Origin of the sequence: Kitasatospora sp. NPDC057965, assembly GCF_042887135.1 — a bacterium.
Lineage (GTDB): Bacteria > Actinomycetota > Actinomycetes > Streptomycetales > Streptomycetaceae > Kitasatospora.
This window is the reverse complement of record NZ_JBHVPZ010000014.1, coordinates 47,158-73,494: the sequence shown is the minus strand read 5'-3', so window position 1 is coordinate 73,494 and position 26,337 is coordinate 47,158. Positions and strand designations below refer to the sequence as shown.

The 26,337-nt window shown below is 73.5% G+C and carries 19 protein-coding genes, 1 tRNA gene, 1 other RNA gene and 1 riboswitch; of the genes, 3 read left to right on the top strand and 18 right to left on the bottom strand.

Annotated features, from left to right (window positions below; translation table 11 throughout):
• Positions 1 to 58: 58 nt before the first annotated feature.
• From ACFVVU_RS19535 to ACFVVU_RS19525, 3 genes are read right to left on the bottom strand one after another with little or no spacing between them, the layout of a single operon-like run.
• Complete coding sequence (locus ACFVVU_RS19535; protein ID WP_387791156.1) at positions 59 to 2,671, bottom strand: bifunctional lysylphosphatidylglycerol flippase/synthetase MprF; 2,613 nt, start codon at positions 2,669 to 2,671, stop codon at positions 59 to 61.
• Positions 2,668 to 3,993, bottom strand: a complete 1,326-nt coding sequence (locus tag ACFVVU_RS19530) for an alpha/beta hydrolase (RefSeq protein ID WP_380682509.1) — start codon at positions 3,991 to 3,993, stop codon at positions 2,668 to 2,670. Before ACFVVU_RS19530 ends, ACFVVU_RS19535 begins: the two co-directional genes overlap by 4 nt.
• The gene (locus ACFVVU_RS19525) at positions 3,990 to 4,595 is read right to left on the bottom strand and encodes a class F sortase (protein ID WP_387791273.1); all 606 of its coding nucleotides are present in this window, start codon (positions 4,593 to 4,595) and stop codon (positions 3,990 to 3,992) included. Before ACFVVU_RS19525 ends, ACFVVU_RS19530 begins: the two co-directional genes overlap by 4 nt.
• A gap of 480 nt (positions 4,596 to 5,075) precedes the next feature.
• Here ACFVVU_RS19525 and ACFVVU_RS19520 point away from each other — a divergent pair, with 480 nt between their 5' ends.
• Positions 5,076 to 6,365 (top strand): hypothetical protein, encoded by a 1,290-nt coding sequence (locus ACFVVU_RS19520; RefSeq protein WP_380682510.1) that lies wholly within the window; start codon positions 5,076 to 5,078, stop codon positions 6,363 to 6,365.
• Between the two features lie 4 nt (positions 6,366 to 6,369).
• Here the strand turns inward: ACFVVU_RS19520 and ACFVVU_RS19515 are convergent, their stop codons facing one another.
• Positions 6,370 to 7,809: an MFS transporter gene (locus ACFVVU_RS19515; RefSeq protein ID WP_380682511.1), complete on the bottom strand. Its 1,440-nt coding sequence runs from the start codon at positions 7,807 to 7,809 to the stop codon at positions 6,370 to 6,372.
• Between the two features lie 99 nt (positions 7,810 to 7,908).
• Positions 7,909 to 8,223 carry a DMT family transporter gene (locus ACFVVU_RS19510; protein ID WP_380682512.1) on the bottom strand — a complete coding sequence of 105 codons (315 nt, stop codon included), beginning with the start codon at positions 8,221 to 8,223 and terminating at the stop codon, positions 7,909 to 7,911.
• Positions 8,224 to 8,268: 45 nt separating this feature from the next.
• A riboswitch (guanidine-III (ykkC-III) riboswitch) is annotated at positions 8,269 to 8,334 on the bottom strand.
• Positions 8,335 to 8,578: 244 nt separating this feature from the next.
• On the opposite strand from ACFVVU_RS19510, the gene ACFVVU_RS19505 reads away from it, so the two are divergent.
• A tRNA-Cys gene (locus ACFVVU_RS19505) sits at positions 8,579 to 8,650 on the top strand.
• Between the two features lie 103 nt (positions 8,651 to 8,753).
• Here the strand turns inward: ACFVVU_RS19505 and ACFVVU_RS19500 are convergent.
• The 6 genes from ACFVVU_RS19500 to ACFVVU_RS19475 all read right to left on the bottom strand — a co-directional run bounded on the left by ACFVVU_RS19500 (position 8,754) and on the right by ACFVVU_RS19475 (position 16,222).
• The gene (locus ACFVVU_RS19500) at positions 8,754 to 11,081 is read right to left on the bottom strand and encodes a xanthine dehydrogenase family protein molybdopterin-binding subunit (RefSeq protein WP_387791154.1); all 2,328 of its coding nucleotides are present in this window, start codon (positions 11,079 to 11,081) and stop codon (positions 8,754 to 8,756) included.
• Complete coding sequence (locus tag ACFVVU_RS19495; protein WP_380683574.1) at positions 11,078 to 12,376, bottom strand: 2Fe-2S iron-sulfur cluster-binding protein; 1,299 nt, start codon at positions 12,374 to 12,376, stop codon at positions 11,078 to 11,080. The genes ACFVVU_RS19500 and ACFVVU_RS19495 overlap by 4 nt, the downstream gene beginning before the upstream one ends.
• Positions 12,373 to 13,239 carry an FAD binding domain-containing protein gene (locus tag ACFVVU_RS19490; RefSeq protein WP_350545037.1) on the bottom strand — a complete coding sequence of 289 codons (867 nt, stop codon included), beginning with the start codon at positions 13,237 to 13,239 and terminating at the stop codon, positions 12,373 to 12,375. Before ACFVVU_RS19490 ends, ACFVVU_RS19495 begins: the two co-directional genes overlap by 4 nt.
• A gap of 323 nt (positions 13,240 to 13,562) precedes the next feature.
• On the bottom strand, positions 13,563 to 15,170 hold the full coding sequence (locus tag ACFVVU_RS19485) for a beta-N-acetylhexosaminidase (protein WP_380683573.1): 1,608 nt from the start codon (positions 15,168 to 15,170) through the stop codon (positions 13,563 to 13,565).
• A gap of 94 nt (positions 15,171 to 15,264) precedes the next feature.
• Entirely contained in the window at positions 15,265 to 15,546 is a 282-nt protein-coding gene (locus ACFVVU_RS19480) for a DUF3039 domain-containing protein (RefSeq protein ID WP_380683572.1), read from the bottom strand.
• A gap of 91 nt (positions 15,547 to 15,637) precedes the next feature.
• Entirely contained in the window at positions 15,638 to 16,222 is a 585-nt protein-coding gene (locus ACFVVU_RS19475; protein ID WP_380683571.1) for a YqgE/AlgH family protein, read from the bottom strand.
• 299 nt (positions 16,223 to 16,521) lie between these two features.
• On the opposite strand from ACFVVU_RS19475, the gene murA reads away from it, so the two are divergent.
• Positions 16,522 to 17,874: a UDP-N-acetylglucosamine 1-carboxyvinyltransferase gene (gene murA, locus ACFVVU_RS19470; RefSeq protein ID WP_380683570.1), complete on the top strand. Its 1,353-nt coding sequence runs from the start codon at positions 16,522 to 16,524 to the stop codon at positions 17,872 to 17,874.
• A gap of 75 nt (positions 17,875 to 17,949) precedes the next feature.
• Here murA and ACFVVU_RS19465 read toward each other — a convergent pair whose 3' ends face one another.
• The 7 genes from ACFVVU_RS19465 to ftsX all read right to left on the bottom strand — a co-directional run bounded on the left by ACFVVU_RS19465 (position 17,950) and on the right by ftsX (position 26,309).
• The gene (locus ACFVVU_RS19465; protein ID WP_030308200.1) at positions 17,950 to 18,231 is read right to left on the bottom strand and encodes an HU family DNA-binding protein; all 282 of its coding nucleotides are present in this window, start codon (positions 18,229 to 18,231) and stop codon (positions 17,950 to 17,952) included.
• Positions 18,232 to 18,789: 558 nt separating this feature from the next.
• Positions 18,790 to 20,262, bottom strand: a complete 1,473-nt coding sequence (locus ACFVVU_RS19460) for an NAD-dependent malic enzyme (protein ID WP_380683569.1) — start codon at positions 20,260 to 20,262, stop codon at positions 18,790 to 18,792.
• Between the two features lie 418 nt (positions 20,263 to 20,680).
• Positions 20,681 to 22,996: a HelD family protein gene (locus tag ACFVVU_RS19455; protein WP_380683568.1), complete on the bottom strand. Its 2,316-nt coding sequence runs from the start codon at positions 22,994 to 22,996 to the stop codon at positions 20,681 to 20,683.
• Positions 22,997 to 23,124: 128 nt separating this feature from the next.
• Positions 23,125 to 23,506: a transfer-messenger RNA gene (gene ssrA / locus ACFVVU_RS19450) on the bottom strand.
• Positions 23,507 to 23,594: 88 nt separating this feature from the next.
• Complete coding sequence (gene smpB / locus ACFVVU_RS19445; RefSeq protein ID WP_350544683.1) at positions 23,595 to 24,071, bottom strand: SsrA-binding protein SmpB; 477 nt, start codon at positions 24,069 to 24,071, stop codon at positions 23,595 to 23,597.
• Positions 24,072 to 24,115: 44 nt separating this feature from the next.
• Positions 24,116 to 25,264, bottom strand: coding sequence for a S41 family peptidase (locus ACFVVU_RS19440; protein WP_380715229.1), 1,149 nt, complete (start codon positions 25,262 to 25,264; stop codon positions 24,116 to 24,118).
• 133 nt (positions 25,265 to 25,397) lie between these two features.
• The gene (gene ftsX, locus ACFVVU_RS19435; protein ID WP_355372904.1) at positions 25,398 to 26,309 is read right to left on the bottom strand and encodes a permease-like cell division protein FtsX; all 912 of its coding nucleotides are present in this window, start codon (positions 26,307 to 26,309) and stop codon (positions 25,398 to 25,400) included.
• Positions 26,310 to 26,337: the final 28 nt, after the last annotated feature.

The window sequence follows — 26,337 nt, the reverse complement described above, 5'->3', positions numbered from 1 at the left end:
GGCCCGGGCAGCCGCAGCCGTTCGCCCGCTCGCCTCCGGGGGCGCTCCGACGGGCCCGCTAGGCCGAGAGCTTGCGCATCAGCCGTACGCCCTGCGCCGGGGTGAGGTGCGGCAGGTACGCCTTGCCGATCGCCCGGGTGATGCTGGGCAGCGCGGCCGGGTCCGGGTAGGCCATGTACATCGGCCGGTACTCCGGCTGGAACTTCGCCTTGAACGCGAGCAGGGAGCGGAAGCCGTACACCGGCTCCAGCGCCCGGCCCAGCCAGTCCAGGGTCTTCTGCAGCCCGGTCGGCGGCTCCTTCTCCGAGCGGGCCAGCGGGGCGCCGGAGAGCGAGACGAAGCGCGCGCCCTCCTGCTTGAAGCCGAGCGCCGCGGAGGCGATCAGGAACTCGGTGACGCCGCGGAAGCCGTCCGAGCGCCGGCGCATGAAGTCCAGCGTCCAGCCGACCGGCTCGCCGTTCTCGTAGACCGGCATCCAGCTGGTCAGCCCGTGCACGGCGCGGTCCTGGTCGACGGCGATCAGCAGCCGCACCGCCGGGTCGTCCAGCTCCTCCAGGCCGCCGAGGGTGAAGCCCATCTCGGGCAGCCCCTTCTCCGAGACCCACTCCTCGGAGATGGCGCGGATCTGCTCCTTCAGCGCGAGCGGCGCCTCGTGGTACGACCACCACTCGGCGGTGATGCCCTGCTTGCCGGCCTTGTTGAGCGCGGTGCGGATGTCCTGCCACTTGCGGCCGGTGAAGGCCAGGTCCGGCAGCGCGACCACGGTGTCCTCGGCGACCTGCAGCGAGCGCCAGCCGAGCTGCCCGGCGGCGGCCCGGGTCTCCGGCGTGACGCTGTAGAAGCAGGGCGTCCAGCCGCGCGCGTCGCAGTACCGGGCGAAGCCGGCCACCGCGCGGGCGCGTGCCTCCGGGTCGCCGAACGGGTCGCCGGTGGTCAGCGCCACGGTGTTCAGCACCCGGTAGGCGACGGCCGCCCGGCCGTCCTCGTCGAACCAGTAGTGGTTGCCGTCCCAGGTGGTGAGGAAGGAGAGCGTGCCGCCGCCGTGCTCGGTGAGCAGGGTGCGGGCCCGCGCGGCGTCCTCGGCGTCGACGTGCACCACCGGCCGGCGGAAGACCACCAGCAGCGCGCCCAGCGCGACCGCCCAGAAGGCCAGTCCGCAGTAGGTCTCCAGGACGCGGGCGAACGGCCCGACCGCGACCGGGTAGTCGGGCAGCAGGTCGTTGTAGGCGGGCGGCAGGTACTGCGCCGGCAGCCCGGCGACCAGCCCGCGGAAGCTCGCGACCGGCTCGAACTGCCCGGCGACCAGCATCCCCAGCCCGGTGTACGCGGCGCTGGCGACCAGCAGCGCGCCGCCGAGCACCGCGGCCAGCCGGCCGAGCACCGCGACGGGCAGCCGCAGCGGGAAGCGCTTGCGGGTGGCCAGCAGCAGTCCGGTGGTGATCAGCGGCAGCAGCAGCGCCTCGACGAAGTACTGGACGACGCCGCCCGAGCCGGTGCCGGTCTCGGTGAACAGCCAGACCAGCATGGCGGTCCAGAGCAGTTCGGTGGCGACGGTGATCCGCCAGGCGAGCCGCAGGCCGCGGCGCAGGCCCTCGGCCAGCACCAGCAGCAGCGCCGGGAAGAGCGCGGCCATCAGCCGGGCCGGGGTGTCGAAGATCCGCTCGACGGCGTGCGCGCGGGCGCAGTCGTGGGCCGAGACCGCGCAGAAGTCGGCGACCTCGTCCGGGCTGAGCCGGTGCGAGAGGTAGATCTCCGAGAAGGTGTTGAACGGGCCGGCGGCGTTGTCGTAGAGCGAGGCGATCAGCGGGCCGAGCGCGGCGGCGACCAGGCAGAGCGCCACCAGCACCCGGGTCTCGGTGTGCGAGGAGCGGTGCGAGCGCAGGTGCGGGCGGCCGCGCGAGAGCAGCGCCCCGGCGGCCAGCCCGGCCAGGGCGCCGGAGAAGCACTGCACGCTCTGCAGGTGCCCCACGTACAGCGCCATCACCAGCGGCACCAGCACCACCAGCAGGTGCAGCCGGCGGCGCCAGAGCACGGTGAGCCGGTAGCCGAGCACGCCGGCCAGCGCGAACAGGCCGACGGCGGGGCCGACCGCGCTCTGGTCGACGACCGAGGTGGTCCACTGCTCGCCGGAGACGGCGCCGGCCGCGACCAGCCCGGTGCCGGCCAGGGCGCCGGCCAGCTGCCCGGCGACCAGCACCCCGAGGGTCCGCAGCGCGCCGAGCCGGCGCTCGGCGGCCGGGGCGACCAGGAGCAGCAGCAGGCTGGTGAAGACGTAGGCGCCGATGCCGGAGCACCAGAACAGCGAGGTGAGCGGCGTCCACCAGCGGCCCTCGCCGAGGGTCGGGGAGCCGGCGCCGACCCGCTCCAGCAGGGCGGCGGACGGGCCGCGGGCGAGGCTGCCGGTGGCGGCGCCGACGGCCCAGAGGCCGACCAGCAGCACGAGGGTGAGCGGGGCCTCGCCGAGCCGGGCGGCCAGCCGGGTGGCGAGGGCGGCGGTCCGGGCCGCGGCGCGGGCCAGCCGCTGCGGGGGCCGCGGCGCGGGTGCGCCGGAGCCGGGGGCGGACTCGCCGCGGGACTGTTCGGGGACCCGCGGGGCCGGTTGCCCGCCGTCCCGCAGCGGTTGCCGCTCGCCGACCAGGGCCCGGGCGGGCGCGGCGCCGAGCCGGATCACCGGATCATCCCGGTCTGCCGGGCGAGCCAGGGCAGGTTCCGGTCGAGCGCCTCCCGGAACACCGTCCAGCTGTGGCCGCCGGGGATCGCTTGGAACTCCACCTTCATCCCGGCCTTCTGTGCGGCGGCGTACATCGTCTCCTGTTGCGGGCGGAAGTCGCCGTCGCCGGCCCCGACCGCGAAGACGCCGGCGGTGTCCGGGTACTGGCGGGCGGCCATCAGGTGCGCCGGGTCGACGGCCTCGAAGGCCTTCTCGTCGCCGTCGAAGGCCTTCTCGACGGTCTCGTCGTGGCTGCCCAGGGTGGGCTCGTCCTGGCCCGAGACGTCGATGAACGAGCCGTAGACCTGCGGCGCGTTGACGGCCAGCTGGAGCGCGCAGGTGCCGCCCAGCGAGGCGCCGCCGATGACGAAGGCGCCGCGGCCGGTGGCGGTCTGGAGGTGGCCGTGGATCCAGTCGGGGACGTCCTGGGCGAGGTAGGTCTGGGCCCGGGCGACGTTGGAGTCCATGCAGAGGCTGTTGCCCCACATGGTGGCGATCTGGTCCACCATCACCACGATCGGGGCGAGGCCCTGGTGGTCGGCGGCGAAGGCGTCCAGCCGCTCCTGCATGCCGCCGGAGTTCACCCAGTCGGACGGGTTGCCGGGCTGGCCGGCCATCAGCACCAGCACCGGCAGCATCGGCCGGGGGCTGGCCTGGTAGGCGGGGGGCAGGTAGACGTAGGCGTCGCGGGCGTCGAAGCCGGACTTGGTCCCGGGGATCGGGGTGGTCGAGACGGTGCCCTTCCCGGGCAGGTCGGCCGGGGCGTGCCAGACCTCCTCCAGCACCTTGCCGGTCGGCGCGGTCACCACCTCGGGGGCCTTGCCGGTGGTCAGCGCCTGGGTCCTGGGCGCCAGCATGACGCGGGCCGTCGGGTACTGGTCGAAGCCGCGGTTGACCTGCGAGGCCGCCATCAGCACCACCAGTGCCGCGCCGCCGGCCGCCAGGAAGCGCTGCCGGCCGGGCAGCAGCGGGACGCGGAAGCCGGCCAGGGTCAGCGCGAGCACGGCGAGCGCGACCCAGCCGACCACGTAGTCGGGGGTGCCCTCGGGGAAGGGGTGCCACCACCCGTCCACGACGACCTTGATCGCGCCGGTGAGGGCGGCGGCGAGGAGCAGGGCGCCGAGCGGGCGCAGGCCGAGCCAGCGCCGGTCGCGGGAGAGGACGAGCAGCCCCAGCGCGACCCAGCCGGCCGCGAGCACGGCGTACGGGATCGGGCCGTGGGTGAGCGGCCAGTCGAGCGGGTTCCAGCGGACGGCGAGTTCGGTGGTGGTGAGGGAGGTCATACGGGTTTCCCCGGGCGCGTGGTGTCGGCGAGGAAGCCGTAGGCGACGACGTTGCCGTCGTAGCCGTGCTCCTCGCTGTACCCGCCGCCGCAGGTGATCACCCGGAGTTGGGCGTCGGCGGCCTGGCGGTACACCCGGTCGTCCGGGAAGTCCTTTCGGTCGTGCACTTCGATGGCGTAGAGCTGGTAGACGGCGGTCCGGCCGTCCTCGCGGAGGATCTCGATCCGGTCGCCGCGGTGCAGGGCGCCCAGGTGGTAGAAGACGGCGGGCCCGCGGTCGTTGTCGACGTGTCCGGCGATGATCGCCGTACCGCGCTGGCCGGGGGTGGCGCCGTCCCGGTACCAGCCGGCGAGGTTGCGGTCCTCGTCCGGCGGGGCCTGCAGGTGGCCGTCCCGGTCGAGGCCGAGGCCGGTGACGGGGGCGTCGAGCCGGACCGCGGGGATGCGGATCCGGGTCGGCCGGGAGGGGCCGAGCGGCGGTACCACGGAGACCGGGGCGAAGCCGCTGAGGGCCTGCCCGGTACCGGGGGCCGGCGGCAGCACGGCGGCCGAGCCGTCGTGCAGCAGCCACGCGCCGAGCACGAGCGCGGCACCGACCGCCATGGTGCCCGGCCACGGGCTCCTGCTCTGCTGGGCGCCCACCGGCGCTCCCCTCTGCTGACGTCGAACCGGTTGACGGTTCCTGGGAAGTTCCTGAGAACCATGCAACCGGATCGGACCCTATGCCACATTCATACGCTGGTCGTACTCGCTCCCCCCGATCGGCGGGCCTCAGGGGCAAGGTCTGGCCCGAAGGGGTGAGACGTCACCGCCGCGTCACCCTCCGGTTACCCGGCGGCTGCCAGGAATGACGACGATCGATTCATCGGACACTCAGGAACGGCGTCCCGGTTGCATCCTTCGGGCGATGAGTTCCGACCGTCCGTGGTGAAGCACTGACCGATCTCGATCGCATGCCATGCTGACCCCGTTCACAGGCCTATCACCGCACTTGTCCGACCGGGCACCCGTTGCCTGCCCGGACGGCCGTGCGCCGCGGCCCGCCGTGCCCGCCCCCGTGCACGCCCCACGAACGGAGTGACCATGGACGCTCTCTCCCGCCGCACCCTGCTGGCCGCGGGCGCGGCCGGCGCCGCCGCCCTCGCCGCCGGCTGCGCGGCCCGGACGGACCCGGGCGGCGGGCAGGCGACCACTCCGGCCCCGGTACCGACCACCCCGGCCGCGGACAACGCGCCGGCCCCGACCGAGGCGGCCAAGCCCCCGGTCACCCTGATCGGCGACGGCTCCACCTCGGACACCGGCCCGCAGCCGGGCCAGCCGGTCGCCGAGGCGCTACGGCCCGGACAGCGCCCGCCGCAGTTCGTGGTCTTCTCCTGGGACGGCGCCGGTGAGCTCGACAACGGGCTGTTCGGCCGCTTCCGCCGGCTCGCCCGCGAGCACGACGCCTCGATGACCTTCTTCCTCAGCGGCCTCTACCTGCTGCCGGAGTCCCGCAAGGACCTCTACCGCCCCCCGCAGCACAAGGCCGGCGCCTCCGACATCGGCTACCTCAACGACCAGCACATCCACGACACGCTGGAGAACGTGCACGCCGCCTGGCTGGAGGGCCACGAGATCGGCACCCACTTCAACGGCCACTTCTGCGGCGCCACCGGCGTCGGCCGGTGGTCCCCGGAGGAGTGGGACAGCGAGATCCAGCAGGCGATGGACTTCGTCATGAACTGGCGCACCAACACCGGCTTCACGGACCTGCCGGCGCTGCCCTTCGACTACCGCAAGGAGCTGATCGGCAGCCGCACGCCCTGCCTGGAAGGGCAACGCAACCTGCTGCCCACCGCCGTCAGGCGCGGCTGGCGCTACGACAGCAGCGGCAACGGCACGCAGATCTGGCCGCAGAAGATCCAGGGCGGCGCGCTCTGGGACCTCCCGCTGCAGTCCATCCCGTTCCCCGGGCACACCTTCCAGGTGCTGTCGATGGACTACAACATCATGTTCAACCAGTGCGGCAGCAACACCAAGGCCGACCCGGCGCTGCACCCCGGCTTCCAGACCCAGGCCCGGGACGCCTATCTGATGGGCTTCGAGCGCGCCTACACCACCAACCGCGCGCCGTTCGTCATCGGCAACCACTTCGAGGAGTGGAACGGCGGCATCTACATGAACGCCGTCGAGGAGGTGCTCAAGTCGATCGCCGGGCGGCCCGAGGTCCGGCTGGTGTCCTTCCGGCAGCTGGTCGACTGGCTGGACGCCCAGGACCCGGCGGTGCTGCGCAAGCTGCAGACCCTCGGCCCCGGCCAGGCCCCGGCCGGGGGCTGGGAGACCTTCCTGGGGTCCCCCGCCCCCGCCGGAGCCGCAGCCGGGGCCGCCGGCTGAGTCCTCAGGCGGCCTTGCGGACCCGGCCGGAGACCAGCGCGCCGAGCAGCGCGACCCCGGTCATGGTCAGGAAGATCACCGCGAAGGCGCCGGTCGACCCGGTGCCCGTGGCGCCGTCGTGGGCGGCGGCCACCGAGCCGCCGCCCAGCGCCGCGAACAGCACCCCGGACAGGCCCACCAGCAGCACGTTGCCCAGCGCGTCGCTCACCTGGAGCGAGGCCGAGTTGGCCCCGGCGTCCTCCGGCGTCGACAGCTTCATCATCAGCACGCTGACGCTCGCGACCGTCAGGCCCATGCCGAACCCGCCGACGCCCCAGGCCACCGCCGCCACCCAGGTCGGCGCCGCCGGGACGAGCACCAGCGCCGCCCCCGCGATGGCCACCGCGGTCAGCACGAAGCCGCCGCGGATCATCAGCGTGCGGTACCGCTCGGCACCCGGCCGGCCCTGGAGCCAGGAGCCGAGCGCCCAGGACAGGCCGCCGCTGGTCAGGGTCAGACCGGCCAGCGTCGGCGACAGCCCGCGCTCGGTCACCATCATCAGCGGGATGAACGCCTCGGCCGCGAAGAACGCCCCCGCCGCGACCCCGCGCAGCAGGATCACCGTCGGCAGCCCCCGCCCGGCCCGCAGCGTCCCGGCCGGCAGCAGGCCGAGCACCGCCGGCAGCAGCAGCGCCGCCCCGGCGACGGCCGGCAGCAGGCCGATCAGGTCCAGCCGCTGGCCCGCGTACTGCAGCAGACCCGCGCCGAGCGCGGCCATCGCGGCCAGCCCGGTGCGGCGGCGGTCGAACGCGGCGCCCCGGAGCACCGGCTGCTCCTTCTCCGAGCGGCGCAGCGCCGGGCCCATCACCGCCAGCGGCAGCAGGATCAGCGCCGGCACGGCGAGGAAGACCCAGCGCCAGCCGAGGTGCTGGGTGACCGCCCCGGAGACCACCGGGCCGATGATCGAGGGCAGCACCCAGGCCGAGGAGAAGGCGGCGAACACCGCGGGCCGCAGCCGCTCGGGATAGGCCCGGCCGACCACCACGTAGAGCGCGACGATCACCAGGCCGCCCCCGAGGCCCTGGATCGCCCGGCCGCCCACGAAGATCCACATCCCGGGCGCCGAGCCGGCCACCAGCAGGCCGGCGCCGAACACCGCGATCCCGGTGAACAGCGGTTGCAACGGACCGCTGCGGTCGCACCACTGGCCGGAGACGACCAGCGCGAACAGCGTGGTGGTGAAGTAGCCGGAGAAGGCGAAGGCGTACAGCCCGAGCCCGTCCAGCTCGCGGGCGGCCACCGGCATCGCGGTGTTGACGGCCGTCGCCTCGAAGGCGATGACCAGGACCACCGAGACGATCCCCAGGGTCAGGGCCCGGAAACGGTCGCCCAGCACCCCTCCCCCGGGGTCGGTCGGTATCGGAACGGAGGCGGTGTCGGCCGAGGTGGGGGAGGCAGTGGTCATACGTATGATCGTAAGGTGCGCTTGGGCCGATAACCCCTGACTCCGGTCGCCACCCTTCTACGACTCCGGACCTAGGGCGCCGTCCGCGACGCCTTCGGGTCAGTGCAGCACCTTGAGGCCCACCACGCCGGAGACGATCAGCAGCAGGCAGCCGATCCGGGCCAGGGTGACCGCGTCGCCCAGCACCGCCATGCCGTACAGCGCGGTGCCCACCGCGCCGATGCCCACCCACACGGCGTAGCCGGTGCCGATCGGGATCGAGCGCATCGCGTATGCCAGGCCGCCCATCGAGAGTGCCAGCGCGACGCCGAACACCACGGTCGGGACGAGGCGGGAGAAGCCCTTGGAGGATTCCAGGGCCACCGCCCACACGGTCTCCAGGACACCGGAAACGATCAGAACGAGCCAAGCCACGACGGTCGTACCTCCGCAGTCGGCAGCGGCCGGGTTGCCGCTGTCACTGCGCCGTCTTGTCGTCACCGGGTACGACGCGCTCGTCCGGGATGGCCACCGAGGGCCACCTGTCTCCGACGGTAGCACACCCCGCCACACAGAATTTACAAAAGGATATTGACGTTCCGCCCGGCATTCCGCCAAACTGAATTCACCAACACGGCGAACGACGACAGGAGTCGGGCATGGACAGGAAGACGGCGGCCCGCGCGCCCCGCACCTGTGCCCCCGCTCCCCTGTGTTGTCGCGCCTGTCGCTGCTGCCGCTGCGCCTGAGCGCGCTCCCGCAGTCCAGCCTTCCAGCAGTTCCATCCCACGGCCGTGTGCCCGAGTGGTTTAGGGAACCGCCTGCAAAGCGGTGTACACGGGTTCGATTCCCGTCATGGCCTCAAAAAGCGAATTGCCGGTCGGCGCAAAAGCGCCGCCCGGCAATTCGTCATGCATTTTCCGGGGAATTCGGCGGGCCCCCCCGCCGAATTCCCCGGCCGGTGCTCAGCCGGTGACGGCGTCCTCCGGGCGGATCGGCAGCCGGCCCACCGGCAGGCCGGTGGCGGCCCGCACCGCCGCGGCCACCGCCGCCGGGGCCGTCACCGCCGGCACCGCGCTGACCGCCTTGGCCCCGAACGGGGCCACCACGTCGCGCTCCTCCAGCAGGGCGGCCACCCGGATCTCCGGAGTGTCCAGCGCGGTCGGCAGCCGGTAGCCGGTGAGCGAGGGGTTGGCCAGCAGGCCGCCCTCGGTGCGCAGCTCCTCCAGCAGCGCCAGGCCGACGCCCTGGGCCACCCCCGCCTCGATCCGGTCCTCGATCTGCCGCGGGTTCAGCGCCCGGCCGACCTCCTGGGCCACCGTCACCTCGACCACCCGGACGGCGCCCAGCTCGATGTCCACGTCCACCACCGCGCGCATCGCGCAGAACGCGATGGAGACGAAGGCGTCGCCCTGCCCCGCCTCGTCCAGCGGCTCGGTCGGGTGCGGCCGGCACTGCGCGGTCGCCCAGAGCTCCTTGCCCTCCAGCGCCTCGGCCACCGGCATGCCGAGCACCCCGTCGTACGAGGTGATCTTGCCGTCGGAGATCTGCAGCAGCTCCGCCGACATGCCGAAGTTGGCGGCGATCGGCTGGAGCAGCTGGTGGCGGACCATCAGCGCGGCCCGCTCGATCGCGCCGCCGGAGACCCAGGTGTGCCGGCCCCGGGCGGACGGCCCGGCCACCGACTGGTCGCTGTCGGCCGGCGCGATGTACACCTCGCTGACGCCCAGCACGCTCTGCACGATCTGCCGGGCCAGCGTGGCGAAGCCCTGGCCGGCGTCGACCGCGGCGCAGATCACCGTGGCGTGGTCGCCGCTGACCCGCACCGTCGCGGTGGCGACCTCGTCCTCGCCCTCGGCGCCCAGCATGTGCACCATGCCCAGCGCGTAGCCGATGCCGCGGCGCACCGCGGCCGGGTCACCGGCGCCGCCGGGCCCGCCCGGCAGCAGCCACTCGGCGTCCGGATCGTCCACCGGCAGGGCCGGCAGCGGCTCGGCGGCGACCGCCTCCAGCAGCGCGCTCACCGGGGCCGGGCAGGTGACGGCCTGTCCGGTGGGCAGCGGGTCGCCGGTCGCCATCACGTTGCGGCGGCGGATCTCCACCGGGTCGATGCCGACCCGGGCGGCCAGCTGGTCCAGCTGCGACTCGTAGGCGAAGCACGCCTGCAGCGCGCCCTCGCCGCGCATCCGGCCGGCCGGCGGGTTGTTGGTGCGCACCGCCCAGGCGTCCACGAAGACGTTGGGGCAGTTGTACGGGCCGACCGAGAAGGCGGTGGCGGCGGCCAGCACCTCGGCCGAGACGTCCGCGTAGGCGCCGCCGTCCAACAGGATCTGCGCCTCGACCTTCACCAGCCGGCCCTCGGCGTCCGCGTGGTGGCGGTAGCGCAGCAGCGCCGGGTGCCGCGAGGGGTGGGTGTGGAAGGACTCCTCGCGGGTGAGGGTCATCTTCACCGGGCGGCCGGTGCGCAGCGCCAGCAGTGCCAGGGTGACCTGGAAGGAGAGGTCCTCGCGGTCGGCGGTGGCGCCGGGCACGCCGGTGACCACCAGCCGGACCCGGTCCGGCTCCAGGCCCAGGCAGGCGGCGGTGCGGTCGCGGTCGCGGTGCGGGTCGGTGGAGGACAGGTGCAGTTCGACCCCGCCGTCCGGGCGCGGCACGGCCAGGCCCGCCTCGGCGCCGAGCGGCGCCGGGTCCTGCCGGCCCACCTGGTACAGCCCCTCGACGACGACCTCGCCGGCCGCCTCCGGGTCGCCGGTGCGCAGCGGCAGGTGGCGGAAGAGGTTGCCGTCCGGGTGCAGCGACGGGGCGGTGAACGACTGCTCGGGGTCGGTGACGGCGTCCAGCGGCTCGTAGTCGACGGCGATCAGGCCGACCGCGAGCCGGGCGGTGTCGGGGTGGTCGGCGGCGACCGCGGCCACCGGCTCGCCGTGGTGGCGGACCACCCCGGCGGCGAGCACCGGCCGGTCGGCGACGATCGGCCCGGACGGCGCGCCGTCCGGCACACCGTCCGGGCCGGCCGGCAGGTCGGCGGCGGTGACCACGGCGTGCACGCCGGGCAGGGCCAGCGCGGCAGAGGTGTCGATGCCGCGGATCCGGGCGTGCGGGTGCGGCGAGCGCAGCACCGCGCCCCAGAGCAGTCCCTCGGCCCACAGGTCGGCGGCGTACGGGTAGATGCCGAGCGCCTTGGGCAGGGCGTCGCTGCGCAGCGGGGAGCTGCCCAGCCCGAACGGCTCCGTCGTGCCGCCCGCGTCGCCGTCCTGCTGGAGTGCTGCGCCGATGTCGGTAGGCGACGTCATGATGCGTGGTCGTCCTCGGGGAGCCGGATGCCGTGGGCGGGGGTGGCGCCGTACGGGACGCCGGCGGGGGCGGTGCCCTCGGCCGGGACGCCGTGCGGGGGCGTGGGGAGGTACGGCGTGCCGTGCGCGGGGGTGCCGCCGTCCTGGCCGGGCTGCTGCGGATAGCCGCCGGCCGGGGTCTCGTACACGGGGCCGTCGTAGACCGGGCCGTCGTAGGCCTGGGCCCCGTCGTAGCCGGGCTGCTGCGGGTAGCCGTTCGCGTCGGGGTAGCCGCCGGGCCCCGGCAGGTAGGTGCCGTGCGCCGGGGTGGTACCCGGGTAGGGCTGCGGTCCGGGGTAGCCCTGGGCCGGGTGGAAGCCGGTGGAGTCGGCGGCCGGCTGCGCCGGGACGTCCCGGATCGGGGCCAGCACGGTGGTGTCGTACACGCCGCTGTCGTAGCCGCCCGGGCCGTCCGGGGTCGCGTACCCGCCGGTGACGGGGGCGGCCGCGGGGACGGGCTGCTCGGCGGGCGGCTGCGGGACGTGCTCGATCCAGGCGTCGCCGTCGGTGTACACCGGCAGGTCGGCGGCGGTCGCGGGGGCGTCGGCGGGCGTCGGCGCGGGCGCGGACACGGGTTCGGGCGCCGCGGGGGCCGCTTCCGGGGCGGTGGCCGCAGCGGGCCTGGTGGTCCTGGCGGGCTTGGCGGGCTTGGCGGACTCCTCGGCGGCCGCCGCCTCGTCCGCCGCCTCGGCCTGCGCCGCGCGCGCGTCGGCGACGCTCTGGACGGCCGCCAGCGCCCCCCGGTAGCCGGTGCACCGGCAGAGGTTGCCGCACAGCGCCTGCCGTGCCTCGACCTCGGTGGGCCGGTGGTTGCGCTGGAGCAGGTCGTGCACGGCCATCGCCAGGCCGGGCACGCAGTAGCCGCACTGCACCGCGCCGGACTCGGCCAGCGCCTGCTGGACGTCGCTGGCGCCGCCGCCGGCCGACAGGCCCTCGACGGTGTTGATCTCGCTGTCCTGCGCCAGCGCCGCGGGGACCAGGCAGCCGGCCACCAGCTGACCGTCGACCTGCACCGAGCAGGCCCCGCACTCGCCCTGCTCGCAGCCGTCCTTGGCGCCGGCCAGGCCGAGCCGCTCGCGCAGCACGTAGAGCAGGCTCTCGCCGATCCAGGCGTCGGTGACGGGCCGTTCGAAGCCGTTGACCCGCAGGCTGTACGAGGTGGTCGGCCGCAACTCCCGGCTGACCTGCGGCGCGTGGTCGTGCGCGTGGTCGAGCAGCCCCGGGTCCAGGGCCTCGATGGGGTGGTCTGTGGTCACTTGAGCGCCCTTCCCAGTGCCCGGCGGGCCAGCACGGCTACGGTACGCCGCAGACGGACGGCGGCCGCGCTCGGCCCCTCGGTGACGGCCTCCCAGGCGCCCTCCGCGCCGTAGCCGTCGGGGACGCAGGCGGCGGCCACGTACTCGCCGAACGCGGCGGTCGCGGCCGGGTCGATCTCCCGCGAGCCGTCCCAGTCGATGCAGCCGGCCACCCAGGCCTCGGCCTCCAGGGGCCGCAGCGGCACCGGGGCGACGGCGCCGACGGCGCAGCGCACGGCCCGCCGCGCGGGGTCCAGGACGAGGGCGACGGAGGCGGTGGCGCGGGCCGGGCCGCTGCGGCCGGTGGCCTTGAGGAAGACCTGCGGGGCGTGCAGCAGCGGCACGCGCACCCAGGTGAGCAACTCGCCGGGGCGCAGCGGGTCGAGGCCGGTGAGCAGGTGGCTGACCGGGACCTCGCGGGTGGCGCCGGCCCGGGCGAGGGTGACGCTGGCCTCCAGGGCGGCGAGCACCGGGAGGGTGTCGCCGGCCGGCGCGGCGGTGGCGATGTTGCCGCCGAGGGTGCCGACGTTGCGCACCTGCGGGGGGCCGGCGGTGCGGGCGGCGTCGGCCAGCGCGGGGATGAGCGCGGCGAAGTCGGGGCGGTCCATCCGGGCGTGGGTGAGCCCGGCACCCAGGACGGCGGTGCCGCCGTCCTCGTAGCGCCAGCCGCGCAGCTCGGTGATCCGGCCGAGGCCCACCAGGGCGGCGGGGCGCAGGCGTCCGGCGTTGACCGCCTCCATCAGGTCGGTGGCGCCGGCCACCGGTACCGCGGCCGGGTGAGCGGCCAGCGCTTCGACGGCCTCGTCGAGGGAGGCCGGCAGCATGATCGTCCGGTTCACCTGGGTCCCACCGTGCTCCACTTGCTCATCGATCGCCTGCCGCCCGCGGCCCTGGATCGGGTCTCCGCGTCCGGCAGCCCGGCCTGGCCCGTAGGGTACGGGCGATCGGGCCGGGTTGGGCAACTCTGGCACACAATGCTCGATGATCATTTCGGGACGGGTGAACGGCGCTGCCCGATTGGGACCGATACCGGGCGGTATCCGACCCGGTCCGAGGCGGACCGGGTCGGATGTTCATCTGTTCTTGACGTCCGACGACCGTTCGGAAGTTCCCGCGGGTCGTCTGCGTCCCTCCGCCCGGCGCGCCGTCAGACCACCGGCGGCGGCCCCTCGATCGGCCGGCCCTGCACGCCGGGCCAGGTCTGCCAGGGGTGCGGACCGGCGGCCGGGCGGTACTCGACGCCGAGCGCGTCCAGCACCTCCAGGTGGCCCGCCATCCGCCGCTCGAAGCCGGCGAAGTCGCGCGCGGCCGGGTCGGCGGGCAGCGCCGACCAGGCGACCTCGGCGAAGGCGGCGAGCCGCGGGAAGGCCCGGTAGTCGATGTCCCGGGCGCTGTGCATGAACTCGCTCCACAGGTTGGCCTGGGTGCCGATCACCCGGCGCGCCGCCACCTCGTCGAGCTGGGCCGGCACCGGCTCGAACCGGTAGACGTCCTCCAGGGTGCGCACGAAGCCGACCGGGATCGGCTCGTCCTCGCCGGGCGCCTGCCGGTGGTCGAGGTAGACGTGCTGCTCCGGGCACATCACCACGTCATGCCCGGCCTGCGCGGCGGCGATCCCGCCGGCGTAGCCGCGCCAGGACGACACGGCGGCGCCGGGTGCCAGCCCGCCCTCCAGGATCTCGTCCCAGCCGATCAGCCGACGGCCGCGCTCGGCCAGCCAGCGGTCGAAGTGCCGGATGATGTGGCTCTGCAGCTCGTCCTCGTTGGACAGGCCCAGCTCGCGGATCCGCTCCTGCGCGGCGGCGCTCTCCTTCCACTGCTCCTTGGGGCACTCGTCGCCGCCGAGGTGGATGAACTCGGACGGGAAGAGCTCCAGGACCTCCTCCAGCACCCCTTCGAGGAACCGCAGGGTGGCCTCGGAGGGGTTGAGCACGTTCTGGCTGACGCCCCAGTCGGTCCACACGCCGAGCGCCGCGGTGTCCACCACGTCGGTGTTGCCCAGCTCGGGGTAGGCGGACACGACGGCCTGGGTGTGGCCCGGCAGGTCGATCTCGGGCACCACCGTGATGCCGCGCTCGGCCGCGTAGGCGACGATCTCGCGCAGGTCGGCCTGGGTGTAGAAGCCGCCGTGCGGCCGGTCGTCGCGGCGCTGGCCGGCCCGGTAGCCGACCATCGAGCGCTCGCGCCAGGACGCCTTCCCGGTGAGCGCCGGGTAGCGCTTGATCTCCACCCGCCAGCCCTGGTCGTCGGTCAGGTGCAGGTGCAGCACGTTGAGCTTGTGCGCGGACAGCTGGTCGACGAAGCGCAGCACGTCGGCCTTGGGCAGGAAGTGCCGGGCGACGTCCAGCAGCGCGCCGCGCCAGCCGAACCGGGGCGCGTCCTCGATGTCCACGCCGGGCAGCACCCACTCCGAGCGCAGCGGGGCGCGCCGGTAGGCGTCCGGGCCGAGCAGCCGGCGCAGCGTCTGCGCACCCCAGAGCGCGCCGGCCGGTCCGCCGGCGGTGATCACGGCGTGGCCGGGGCGCACCGAGAGCCGGTACGCCTCGGCGGCCAGCGTGTCGTCGTGGACCAGTTCGACGCCCTCGCCGGGCCGTCCGGGGGCGAGCGGCAGGCCGGTGGCGGCGGTCAGCGAGGAGCGCAGCCACCGTTCGGCCCCGGCCAGCTCGGGCGGCGCGGTGAGGGTGGTCGTCCGGTCGAGCGGGAAGTCCTGGTCCGGGAGGCGGACGGAACTCACGGGGGCGGGAATGAGGTCCATTGCGACATCCTCCCCCGGCCCGGAGGACTGGCATAGACCACCCCGGAATCGCCGTGCAATGCAAAACGGCGGTGCGGGGAGCGGAACGGACCGCCTACTGCTTGCCGCCCTCGTCGCCGCCCTGCGGCTTGCCGATGCCGTCGTAGATCTCCTTGCACATCGGGCAGACCGGGTACTTCTTCGGGTCGCGCCCGGGCACCCACACCTTGCCGCAGAGCGCCACCACGGGCGATCCGGAGAGTGCGCTCTCCATGATCTTGTCCTTCTGGACGTAGTGCGCGAAGCGCTCGTGGTCGCCGTCCCCGTGGGACACCTGCGGGACGGGCTCGACCAGGGTGCCGGTGCCGAGGCCGCGCTCGGGCTCAAGAGTGCTCATGGGTGCCAAGTCTATGGGCGCCCCGCGAAACCGGGCCAGTGTCGCGGCGCCCTGCACATGTCACGGTCGCGCCGGCCGGCCCCGGCACCCCTCAGTTGAGCGTCGGATCGTCCGGATAGCTCGCCAGCAGGGCCAGCGGGCCGCGCTGGCGGCGCAGCACCGCGCGCCAGAGCCGCTCCGGCTCGGGGCTGGAGATGTCCCCCGGCTCGCAGTCCACCAGGTACCAGGCCCCGGTGGAGATCTCCGTCTCCAGCTGCCCCGGCGCCCAGCCCGCGTACCCGGCGAAGATCCGCAGCGCGCCGAGCTCGCCGGCCAGCACCTCGGGCGGCGCCTCCAGGTCCACCAGGCCGATCGCGCCGTGCACCCGCCGCCAGCCGAGCGGCTCCCCGGTGCCGGGCTCCCCCGGTGCCACCGCCAGGCCGAGCGCCGAGTCCAGGGCCACCGGCCCGCCCTGGAACACCACCGCCGGACGACCGACCAGCACGCCCCAGCCGTCCAGCACGCTGCCGACCTCGACCGGGGTCGGCCGGTTCAGCACCACGCCGAGCGCCCCCTCGGCGTCGTGGTCGAGGAGGAGCACCACCGCCCGGGCGAAGTTCGGGTCGGTGAGCACGGGCGTCGCGACGATCAGACGGCCGGTGTGGGACCGGCCTGCGTGCGAATGGGCCGCCGTCATGCCCACATGATCCCGCAGAACCCCCCGCGACGGACACCCGAGGACCGGCGGGCCGGGGAACGCGCCGCGAACACCCGTACGGACGCGCCGACGCGCGCCGCGGGGCCCGGGGAGAGCACCATCACGGGAGAGGCTCACGGGAACCGTCGGCACGACCACTACCATCTACTGATGGTGGACGCCCGTCCACGGTGCCGATTCGGTCACGCCGGGGGCCCGACGCGCCCGTGCAACCGTTCCACCGCATGGCTCGTCGCCGAGCCGCACCCACTCCTCTGGCACCCCGGATTGCGAGAACGATGACCGACGACGTCCTGCTGGTCCACGGCGGAAACCCGCTCGAAGGCGAGATCCGCGTCCGCGGTGCGAAGAACCTGGTTCCCAAGGCCATGGTCGCCGCCCTGCTCGGGCAGGGCCCCAGCAGACTGCGCAACGTCCCGGACATCCGCGACGTCAAGGTGGTCCGCGGCCTGCTCCAGCTGCACGGTGTGACCGTGCGCACCGGCGACGAGGACGGCGAGCTGATCCTCGACCCCTCCCACGTGGAGAGCGCCAACGTCGCCGACATCGACGCGCACGCCGGCTCCTCGCGCATCCCGATCCTGTTCTGCGGCCCGCTGCTGCACCGCCTCGGCCACGCCTTCATCCCCGGCCTGGGCGGCTGCGACATCGGCGGCCGTCCGGTCGACTTCCACTTCGAGGTGCTGCGCCAGTTCGGCGCCACCATCGAGAAGCACCCGCAGGGCACCTACCTGGTCGCCCAGCAGCGGCTGCGCGGCACCAGGATCGAGCTGCCCTACCCCTCGGTCGGCGCGACCGAGCAGGTGCTGCTCACCGCGGTGCTCGCCGAGGGCGTCACCGAGCTGCGCAACGCCGCCATCGAGCCGGAGATCGTCGACCTCATCTGCGTGCTGCAGAAGATGGGCGCGATCATCACCCTGGGCACCGACCGCACCATTCTGATCACCGGTGTCGACGAGCTGGACGGCTACACCCACCGGGCGCTGCCGGACCGCCTGGAGTCGGCCTCCTGGGCCTGCGCGGCGCTGGCCACCAAGGGCGACATCTACGTCCGCGGCGCCCGCCAGCTGGAGATGATGACCTTCCTCAACACCTTCCGGAAGGTCGGCGGCGCCTTCGAGGTGGACGACGAGGGCATCCGGTTCTGGCACCCGGGCGGCGAGCTCACCGCGATCGCCCTGGAGACCGACGTGCACCCCGGCTTCCAGACCGACTGGCAGCAGCCGCTGGTGGTCGCGCTGACCCAGGCGACCGGCCTGTCGATCGTGCACGAGACGGTGTACGAGTCCCGGCTGGGCTTCACCGGCGCGCTCAACCAGATGGGCGCGCACATCCAGCTCTACCGCGAGTGCCTGGGCGCCACGCCGTGCCGCTTCGGCGCCCGCAACTTCCTGCACTCCGCAGTGGTCTCCGGCCCGTCCAAGCTGATGGGCTCCGAGCTGGTCATCCCGGACCTGCGCGGCGGCTTCTCGTACCTGATCGCGGCGCTGGCGGCCGAGGGCACCTCGACCGTGCACGGCATCGACCTGATCAACCGCGGCTACGAGAACTTCATGGACAAGCTGCGCGACCTCGGCGCCCACGTCGAGCTGCCGAGCGAGCGGGCCGGCGAGGAGCTGGTCGGCGTCTGACCGGCGCCCCCGCCCACGGCGAGAGGCCGGGCCCCCGCGACGGGGACCCGGCCTCTCGGGCGTTCAAGGGGTGGTTCAGGCGCCCTTGGCGGCTTCCTTCAGCTTGGAGCCGGCGCTGACCTTGGCGCTGTAGCCCTCGGGGATCTGGATCGGCTCGCCGGTCTGCGGGTTGCGGGCGGTGCGAGCGGCACGGTGGGTGCGCTCGAAGGTCAGGAAACCGGGGATGGTGACCTTCTCGTCGCCCTTGGCGACGACCTCGCCGACGATCTCGGCGAAGGCGGCCAGAACGGCGTCGGCGTCCTTGCGGGTCACCTCGGCGCGCTCGGACAGCGCGGCCACCAGCTCACTGCGGTTCATGTGTACTCCTGTGGTCTGTTCGCTTGCGGTGTGCGGGGGCCCATCGGTGCTCCCACCGGGAGCACCCGGATGGGCCGCAGGTCCGCACACTGTGCTCATGCAGGCAATGCGTGGTCGCGAGCCGGGTCCGCACCCAGTGCCGCGCGCCGTGCCTTCGAAGGCCCGCCTGCCTGCCCGGATACGAATCCTGCCCCGACCGGCCCCGAGAATGCCAATCGGGCCCCGGCGGCACGACCCGAACAGCGCCCGCCCGCCGGAGGTGTGACGCTCCGTCGGCTCCGGCGGACCGGGCGCGGGCGGCGGTCGGGAGGACGCGCCGGAAGACCAGGGGGACGTTCCGTACTTGTCGGACACGCCTGCCCCGTGCAGGGCTACCGTACGCCCTAGGTCCGACAAGCCCAAACACGCCCCTCGCCCTTGTGTCGCAAGGGTTCGGGGCGGGAAGGGGCGGGTACGACCGCTAATCGGCCATTTGACCGATACGTGACACATTGCCACCGGCCGTCGTGGAAGCTCGACGCCGGGCCCGGCGCAGGGGCCCGGCGGTGCCGTCCGGCGTCAGAGCTGCACGGCGGGGAAGGAGGCGGTGTCGAGCGTGCCGACGATGCCCGGGGTCGGCCGGGACGGCACGGGCGCCTCCGAGGCGGCGGCCAGGGCCGCCTCGCGGACGGCGGCGGCGACGGTCTTGGCGACGTCCTTGTGGAACACGCTGGGGATGATGTAGTTCGGGTTGCGCTCGTCGTCACCGACGGTGGCGGCCAGGGCCCGGGCGGCGGCGATCATCATCTCGGTGTTGACCGTGCGGCTCTGGGCGTCCAGCAGGCCGCGGAAGACACCCGGGAAGACCAGCACGTTGTTGATCTGGTTGGGGAAGTCGCTGCGGCCGGTGGCGACCACCGCGGCGGTCTGCCGGGCCACCGCCGGGTCGACCTCCGGGTCCGGGTTGGCCAGCGCGAAGACGATCGCGTCCTGCGCCATGGTGGCCAGGTCGTCGCCGTCCAGCACGTTCGGGGCGGAGACGCCGATGAAGACGTCGGCGTCGGCCACGGCCTCCTTGAGGCTGCCGGTGCGGCCCGAGCGGTTGGTGTGCTCGGCGATCCAGCGCAGGCTGTCGTTGAGGTCGTCGCGGCCCTCGTGGACCACGCCCTTCACGTCCGCCACGGTGGCGTGCTCGACACCGGCCGCCATCAGCAGCTTGAGGATCGCGGTACCGGCGGCGCCGGCGCCCGACATCACCACCCGGATGTCGCCGATCTCCTTGCCGACCACCTTGAGCGCGTTCGTCAGCGCCGCCAGCACCACGATGGCGGTGCCGTGCTGGTCGTCGTGGAAGACCGGGATGTCCAGGGCCTCGCGCAGCCGGGCCTCGATCTCGAAGCAGCGCGGCGCGGAGATGTCCTCCAGGTTGATGCCGGCGAAGCCCGGGGCGATCGCCTTGACGATGGCCACGATCTCGTCGGTGTCCTGGGTGTCCAGGCAGATCGGCCAGGCGTCGATCCCGGCGAAGCGCTTGAACAGGGCCGCCTTGCCCTCCATGACCGGCAGCGCGGCGGCCGGGCCGATGTTGCCCAGGCCCAGCACGGCGGAGCCGTCGGTGACCACGGCGACACTGTTGCGCTTGATGGTGAGGCGGCGGGCGTCCTCGGGGTTCTCGGCGATCGCCATGCAGACCCGGGCGACACCCGGGGTGTAGATCATCGAGAGGTCGTCACGGTTGCGGATCGGCAGCTTCGAGGACATCTCGATCTTGCCGCCGAGGTGCATCAGGAAGGTGCGGTCCGAGACCTTGCCGATGGTGACGCCGTCGATCGCCCGGAGCTTCTCGACGATCTCCTCACCGTGCGCCACCGAGGCGGCGGCGACGGTGACGTCGATCCGCAGCGCCTCCAGGCCGGAGGAGGTCACGTCGAGGCCGGTCACCGAGCCGCCGGAGGACTCCACCGCCGTGGTGATCGCGCTGACGGCGTTGCCGCTGGCCGGCACCTCCAGTCGCACCGTGATCGAGTTCGAGACACTGGGCACCGTCGCCATCGACGTTCCTTCTTCCGTCCGTCCGTGCGCGAGTTCAACAGTCCGTTGAAGCTCTCGCGTGCGCCTGCTAGACGTCGATGGTCGCACCAATCCGGGCGTAGTCAGAAATAACGTTCATTGAGTGTGCGGACCCGACAACTTCTTGCCTCCACCGCCCGATGCGTTACATTGGACGGGACACCGGCTCGATCCAAGCCCCCGGGCCCAACCTTCGTCCCTTCGAGGGACCACTTGCCGCGAGGCGAGCATGGCGGGTCGGTGTCGTAGCTTCTGAAGGCCCCTCACCCGCCGGGTGGGGGGCCTTCGCCGTGGTCGCGGTGCGTCACGGCGTACGGCCGGCCCGGGGCGGGCCGGCCGTACGAACCGTCAGTGGCGCGGGTCACCGGCGCGGGCCGGCCGCGCGGGTCACCGGCGTGGATCAGTCGCGCAGCAGCGCGGGCACCCCGGCCGCGTCCGGCAGGTCGTCCGGACCGGACAGCACGGTCAGCCGCTGGGTCGCCCGGGTCAGCGCCACGTACAGCACCCGCAGGCCCGCCTCCGACTCGCCGGCGATCCCGGTCGGGTCGGCCACCACGGTCGCGTCGTACTCCAGGCCCTTGGCCTCCAGACTGCCCAGCGCCACCACCCGCTCGCCCAGCCCCTCGGCCCAGCCCGCGGCCTCGGCCCGCCGGTCCATCGGCACCACCACGGCCACCGTGCCGTCCACCTCGCCCAGCAGCCGCTCCAGCTCGGCCCGGACGCCCGCGCCGAAGGCCTCCGGCGACGGGTCGGTGACGGCCGCGAAGCGCGGCTCGACGCCCACGTGCCGCACCGCGCTCGGCGACGGCGTGCCCGGCGCGGCCAGCGCCAGCACCTTGGCCGCCACCTCGGCGATCTCGGCGGGGTTGCGGTAGTTCACGGTCAGCGTGAAGCGGCGGCGGGGCTTGCCGGACAGCACGTCGTCCAGCGCGGCCTGCGCCTCCTCGGGGAACGGCCAGGAGGACTGCGCGGGGTCGCCGACGATGGTCCAGGTGGCCATTCGGGCCCGGCGGCCGATCATCCGCCACTGCATCGGGGTGAGGTCCTGCGCCTCGTCGACGATCACGTGCGCGTACTCGACGCGCTCGACGGGCACCCGCTCGCGCTGCCGGGCGGACCGGTCGGCGAAGGTGGTGACCTCCTCCAGGCCGCTCAGCAGGTCCACCGCGTCCACCTCGCGCACCTTCACCCGGGCCGGCTCGCCGAGCAGCACCTGCAGCTCGTCCACCAGCGCCACGTCGTGCGCCGACAGGGCGCCCTCGCCGCGCTCCGACAGGTGCCGCCAGGACGCCGCCAGCAGCCGCGCCTCCTCGGGGGTGACCGCGCGGCGGGCGATCCGGTTGATGTGCCGGGACTGCTTCAGCGTGCCGAGCACCCGGCGCGGGGTGACCGCGGGCCACCAGGCGTCCAGGAAGTCCAGGAACGGCGCCTCGTCCGACACGTAGTCGTCGAAGGCCTCCTTCTCCTCCTGGCGCTGCTCGCGGGCGTAGTGGTCGGCGGGCTTGGGCAGGTGGCGGACGGCCTGCTGCCAGAGCGCGTCCAGCAGCAGCCGGCGGGCGCGCGGTCGCAGCAGGTTGAGCGGGGTGCCGCCGGAGCCGATGACGTTGCCGCGCACCGCCTTCAGCCGGCCCGCGTCCAGCCTGAGCACCTCGCCGCGGGCGACCACCTTCAGCTCCTGCGGCGCGCCCTGCTCCAGCGCGCCCCGGGCGGCCCGGCGCAGCAGCTGGACCATCCGGGCCGAGCCCTTGATCCGGGCCGTCTCCGGGGTGTCGTAGGTGCCGGCCTCGATGCCGTCGACCAGCGAGCCGACCGCGCGGATGGCGACCTGGCCCTCCTCGCCGAGCGAGGGCAGCACGCCCTCGGTGTAGGAGACCAGCAGCGGGGTCGGTGAGACCACCAGGATGCCCCCGGCGTACCGGCGGCGGTCCTGGTAGAGCAGGAAGGCCGCCCGGTGCAGCGCGACGGCGGTCTTGCCGGTGCCGGGGCCGCCGGTGACCAGGGTGGCGCCGGCCGCGGCGGCGCGGATCACCTCGTCCTGCTCCTTCTGGATGGAGGAGACGATGTCGCGCATCGAGTGGCTGCGGGCGCGGCCCAGCGAGGCCATCAGCGCGCCGTCGCCGACCACCGCCAGCTCCTCGCCGTCCAGGGTGGGGGTGAGGTCGGGACGCAGCAGGTCGTCCTCGACGCCGATCACCTTGCGGCCCTTGGAGCGGATCACCCGGCGCCGGATGACCCGGCCGGGCTCCAGCGGGGTGGAACGGTAGAACGGCGCCGCGGCGGGGGCCCGCCAGTCGATCACCAGCGGGCCGTACTCCGCGTCCAGCACCCCGAGCCGGCCGATGTGCAGGGTCTCGGCGACGGCCGGGTCGGCCGGGTCGAGCGGGGTGTCGGAGGGGATGCCGTGCTCCTCCGGGGCGTCGGGCCGCTGCAGGTCGATGCGGCCGAACAGGAAGTCCTCGAACTCGTTGTTGAGCCGCTGGAGGTGGGCGCCGGCCCGGTACACCTGGGCGTCGCGCTCGGCGAGCGCGCCGGGGGTGCCGACGTGCACGCGCTTGGCGGCGTCCTCCAGGATGTACTCGGCCTCGGCGAGCTTCTCCTCCAGCCGGTGGTAGACCGTGTCGAGGTGGCGCTGCTCACCGGCGATCTCGCGCGCGCGCACGGTCTCGTGGTCGGTGGCGGTGGTGTCCGTGGTGCTGGTGTCCGTGTTGCTCTGCATGGCCTCGGTGGTTGCGGCGGAATCCGGCTCCGGGAAACGAGCGGACGGACGATCCTACGCCCCGGCCCGGGCAAACGTGAAGGCCGCCCTCCGCAACGCGGTGGACGGCCTTCACTGTCAACATGGGGTGGTGGAGATGCCGGGAATCGAACCCGGGTCCAGTGGAGTTAATTCAGGGCTTCTCCGAGCGCAGTCCGCTGTGCTTTTCTCGGCCCTGGCGGTCACACGGACAAGCCGCCAACAGGCCCAGCTGCTGTTTGATTTCCCCTCCACCCCCGCAGCCCGGGTGGACGGTTGAGTTCCCTAGATTATGCCAGGGTCCGGGTCGGGAACTCCCCGGTCTGACACCCAAGCGCTATCGGTGCTTATTAGGCAGCGAGAGCGAACTGCTGGGAATCGCGCTTAGAGTTGGCGATTATTTTTTTGCGACACGTGGTTAACGAGATCATTGCCGCGTTCCTCGGCTCGCTTCCCCTGTTTCAACATCCCCTGTCGAAACCGATCATCCCCATGTTTTGTTGAGAAACAACGCGGACGGAAGCCCGTCCGTGGTGCTGGGCCCCATGGTACGCGAGGCGACCAGCGAGGGTCCAGCCGATTAACGCTGACGTCGCCGCGCCGCCGCCACCGCGCGCGCGGTCTCGCGGGTGTCCTGCTTCTCCCGCAGGGTCTGCCGCTTGTCGTACAGCTTCTTGCCGACCGCGAGGGCCAGTTCGAGCTTCACCCGGCCGTCCTTGAAGTACAGCGAGAGCGGGACGAGGGTGTGGCCGGCGTCCCGGACCTTCGTCTCGATCTTGCGGATCTCCAGCTTGTGCAGCAGCAGCTTGCGCTTGCGCCGGGCCGCGTGGTTGGTCCACGTCCCCTGGGTGTACTCGGGGATGAAGACGTTGTCGATCCACGCCTCGTGGTTCTGGATGTAGGCGTAGCCGTCGACCAGGTTGGCCCGCCCCTCGCGCAGTGACTTCACCTCCGTGCCGGTGAGCACGAGACCGCACTCATAGGTGTCGAGGATGGTGTACTCGTGTCGCGCCTTCTTGTTCTGCGCGATCAGCTTGTGTCCGGTTTCCTTTGCCATAGCGCGGTCATTCTCGCACCTCGGCCCGGTTCCGAGCAGCCCCTTTACGCGCGGCTGCCGAGACCGGCCAGCACCCGCAGGGCGAGCGCGGCGGCGTCCTCGGTGGCGCCCGCCGGGACGTCCGGGGCCAGTCCGGTGCCCTCCGGGGAGCGGCCGGCCGGGGTGAAGTAGCGGCCGACGGTCAGTTCCAGCACCGCGCCGTCGGCGAGCCGGCTGGGCTGCTGGACGGTGCCCTTGCCGAAGGTGCGCCCGCCCACCACCACGGCCCGGCCGCGGTCCTGCAGGGCGCCGGTGAGCAGTTCGGCGGCGCTCATCGTGCCGCCGTCGACCAGCACCACCAGCGGGGTGTGCTGGTCGCCGCCGGGCGGGGCGGCCAGCTCCCGGGTGCCGCCGCGGTCCTGGTACGAGCCGACCGGGCCGCCGTCCAGGAACACCCCGGCGGTGTCGGCGGCCTCGTCGACCAGCCCGCCGGAGTTGCCGCGCAGGTCGAGCACCACGCCGGCCCGCGCGCCGCGCACGGCGGCGCGCACCTGCTCGGCCACGCCGGAGGTGAAGGCGCGCACGGCGATCCGCACCACGCCGCCCGCCAGGTGCTCGACGGTCACCTGCTGGCTGTCCAGCAGCGCCCGGCGCAGCCGGACCTCGCGCTCCTCGCCGTCGTCGCGCCGCACGGCCAGGACGACCTCCGAGCCGGGCTGCCGCTCGGCGCCCTCGCGTCCGCGCAGCCGGGCGACCACCTCGGTGACCGGCAGCCGGTCGGCCTCGTCCTCGCCGATCCGCAGCAGCCGGTCGCCGACCGCGATCCCGGCGGCGGCCGCCGGCCCCGCCGCGCGCACCTGGGAGACGGTGGTGACGCCGTCCTCGCCGCGGCCCACGGACAGCCCCACGCCCAGGTAGCGGCCGTCCAGGCCCTGGCTGAACTCGGCGTACTCCTGGGCGCTGTAGTACGCGCCCCAGCGGTCGCCGGTGGCCCCGATCAGGCGCTCGGCCTGCTGCTCGGAGAGGTCGGCGCCGGCCGGGTCCTGGCCGGCGCCGACGGTCGCGGCGGCGGCCTGCGCGGTGTCGGCGGACGGCGGACGCGCCGTCGTACCCGGTTCGCCCCAGGCGCCGGTGGCGGCCCCGGCCAGCAGGACCACGCCGAACACCAGGCTGAGGGTGGCCACCTGACGCGCCGCGCGGGGAGTGACTGGCATGGTCCGGAGTCTAGGACCTCACGGAAACGCCCCGGCCCGCGAAGCGGCGCCGACGGAACGCCGACGGCCCCGGACGGCGCAGTGCCGTCCGGGGCCGTTCGGGACCGTTCGAGGCCGTCCGGGCCGTCGGGGCCTAGACCTTGAGGTACTTGCGGAGGGTGAAGAAGGCCGCGATGCCGGCCATGCCCATACCCACCACGACCAGCAGCGGTATCACCGCCAGCACCGAGGAGAGGCCGATGAAGTGGATGAACTGCACCCGCTCGGCGAGCCAGTTCTGCACGAAGAAGTGACCGCCGAGCAGCAGCCCGGAGGCCATCACCGCGCCGAGCAGCGCGGAGAACGCCGCCTCCGCGATGAACGGCATCTGCACGTAGAAGTTCGAGGCACCGACCAGGCGCATGATGCCGGTCTCGCGCCGCCTGCTGTACGCCGACACCCGGACGGTGTTGACGATCAGCAGCAGGGCGACGAAGAGCATCAGCACCATGATGACGAAGGCCGCCGTCTGGAGGCCGTTCAGCAGGCCGAAGAGGTTCTCCAGGATCTTCCGCTGGTCCTCGACCGACTTGACGCCGGGTTTGCCGGCGAAGGCACTCTGGATGACGTCGTACTTGGTCGGGTCCTTGAGCTTGACCCGCCAGGACTGCGGGATGGCCTCCGGGCCGAGGACGGAGATGAGCGGGTTGTCCGGGTTCATCTCCTTCCAGTGCTTGTACGCCTCGGCGGAGTTCTCGAAGGTCGAGGTCTGGACCACCGAGTCCATCTTGTCCAGCTGGGTCTTGATGTCGGCGATCTGCTGGTCGGTGGCCGCGCCCTTGTCGCACTGGGGCGAGTTCCGGGCGTCGGCCTTGGTGCAGAAGTAGATGCTCACCTCGACCTTGTCGTACCAGTACCCCTTCATCGAGTTGACCTGGTCGCGGACCAGGAGGGAGGCACCGGCGAGGGCGAGGGAGAGCGCGACGCTGACGACGACCGCGATGGTCATCGTCAGGTTGCGGCGGAGACCCACACCGATCTCCGACAGGACGAACTGGGCGCGCATGCGTTCAACAACTCCAGGGTCGGTACTG

Coding starts and splice junctions, on each gene's coding strand:
- ACFVVU_RS19530 (WP_380682509.1), bottom strand. CDS start 3,993: ATGACCTCCCTCACCACCACCGAACTCGCCGTCCGCTGGAACCCGCTC.
- ACFVVU_RS19525 (WP_387791273.1), bottom strand. CDS start 4,595: ATGGCGGTCGGTGCCGCGCTCGTGCTCGGCGCGTGGCTGCTGCACGAC.
- ACFVVU_RS19520 (WP_380682510.1), top strand. CDS start 5,076: ATGGACGCTCTCTCCCGCCGCACCCTGCTGGCCGCGGGCGCGGCCGGC.
- ACFVVU_RS19515 (WP_380682511.1), bottom strand. CDS start 7,809: ATGACCACTGCCTCCCCCACCTCGGCCGACACCGCCTCCGTTCCGATA.
- ACFVVU_RS19500 (WP_387791154.1), bottom strand. CDS start 11,081: ATGACGTCGCCTACCGACATCGGCGCAGCACTCCAGCAGGACGGCGAC.
- ACFVVU_RS19490 (WP_350545037.1), bottom strand. CDS start 13,239: ATGCTGCCGGCCTCCCTCGACGAGGCCGTCGAAGCGCTGGCCGCTCAC.
- ACFVVU_RS19485 (WP_380683573.1), bottom strand. CDS start 15,170: ATGGACCTCATTCCCGCCCCCGTGAGTTCCGTCCGCCTCCCGGACCAG.
- ACFVVU_RS19480 (WP_380683572.1), bottom strand. CDS start 15,546: ATGAGCACTCTTGAGCCCGAGCGCGGCCTCGGCACCGGCACCCTGGTC.
- ACFVVU_RS19475 (WP_380683571.1), bottom strand. CDS start 16,222: ATGACGGCGGCCCATTCGCACGCAGGCCGGTCCCACACCGGCCGTCTG.
- murA (WP_380683570.1), top strand. CDS start 16,522: ATGACCGACGACGTCCTGCTGGTCCACGGCGGAAACCCGCTCGAAGGC.
- ACFVVU_RS19465 (WP_030308200.1), bottom strand. CDS start 18,231: ATGAACCGCAGTGAGCTGGTGGCCGCGCTGTCCGAGCGCGCCGAGGTG.
- ACFVVU_RS19460 (WP_380683569.1), bottom strand. CDS start 20,262: ATGGCGACGGTGCCCAGTGTCTCGAACTCGATCACGGTGCGACTGGAG.
- ACFVVU_RS19455 (WP_380683568.1), bottom strand. CDS start 22,996: ATGCAGAGCAACACGGACACCAGCACCACGGACACCACCGCCACCGAC.
- smpB (WP_350544683.1), bottom strand. CDS start 24,071: ATGGCAAAGGAAACCGGACACAAGCTGATCGCGCAGAACAAGAAGGCG.
- ACFVVU_RS19440 (WP_380715229.1), bottom strand. CDS start 25,264: ATGCCAGTCACTCCCCGCGCGGCGCGTCAGGTGGCCACCCTCAGCCTG.
- ftsX (WP_355372904.1), bottom strand. CDS start 26,309: ATGCGCGCCCAGTTCGTCCTGTCGGAGATCGGTGTGGGTCTCCGCCGC.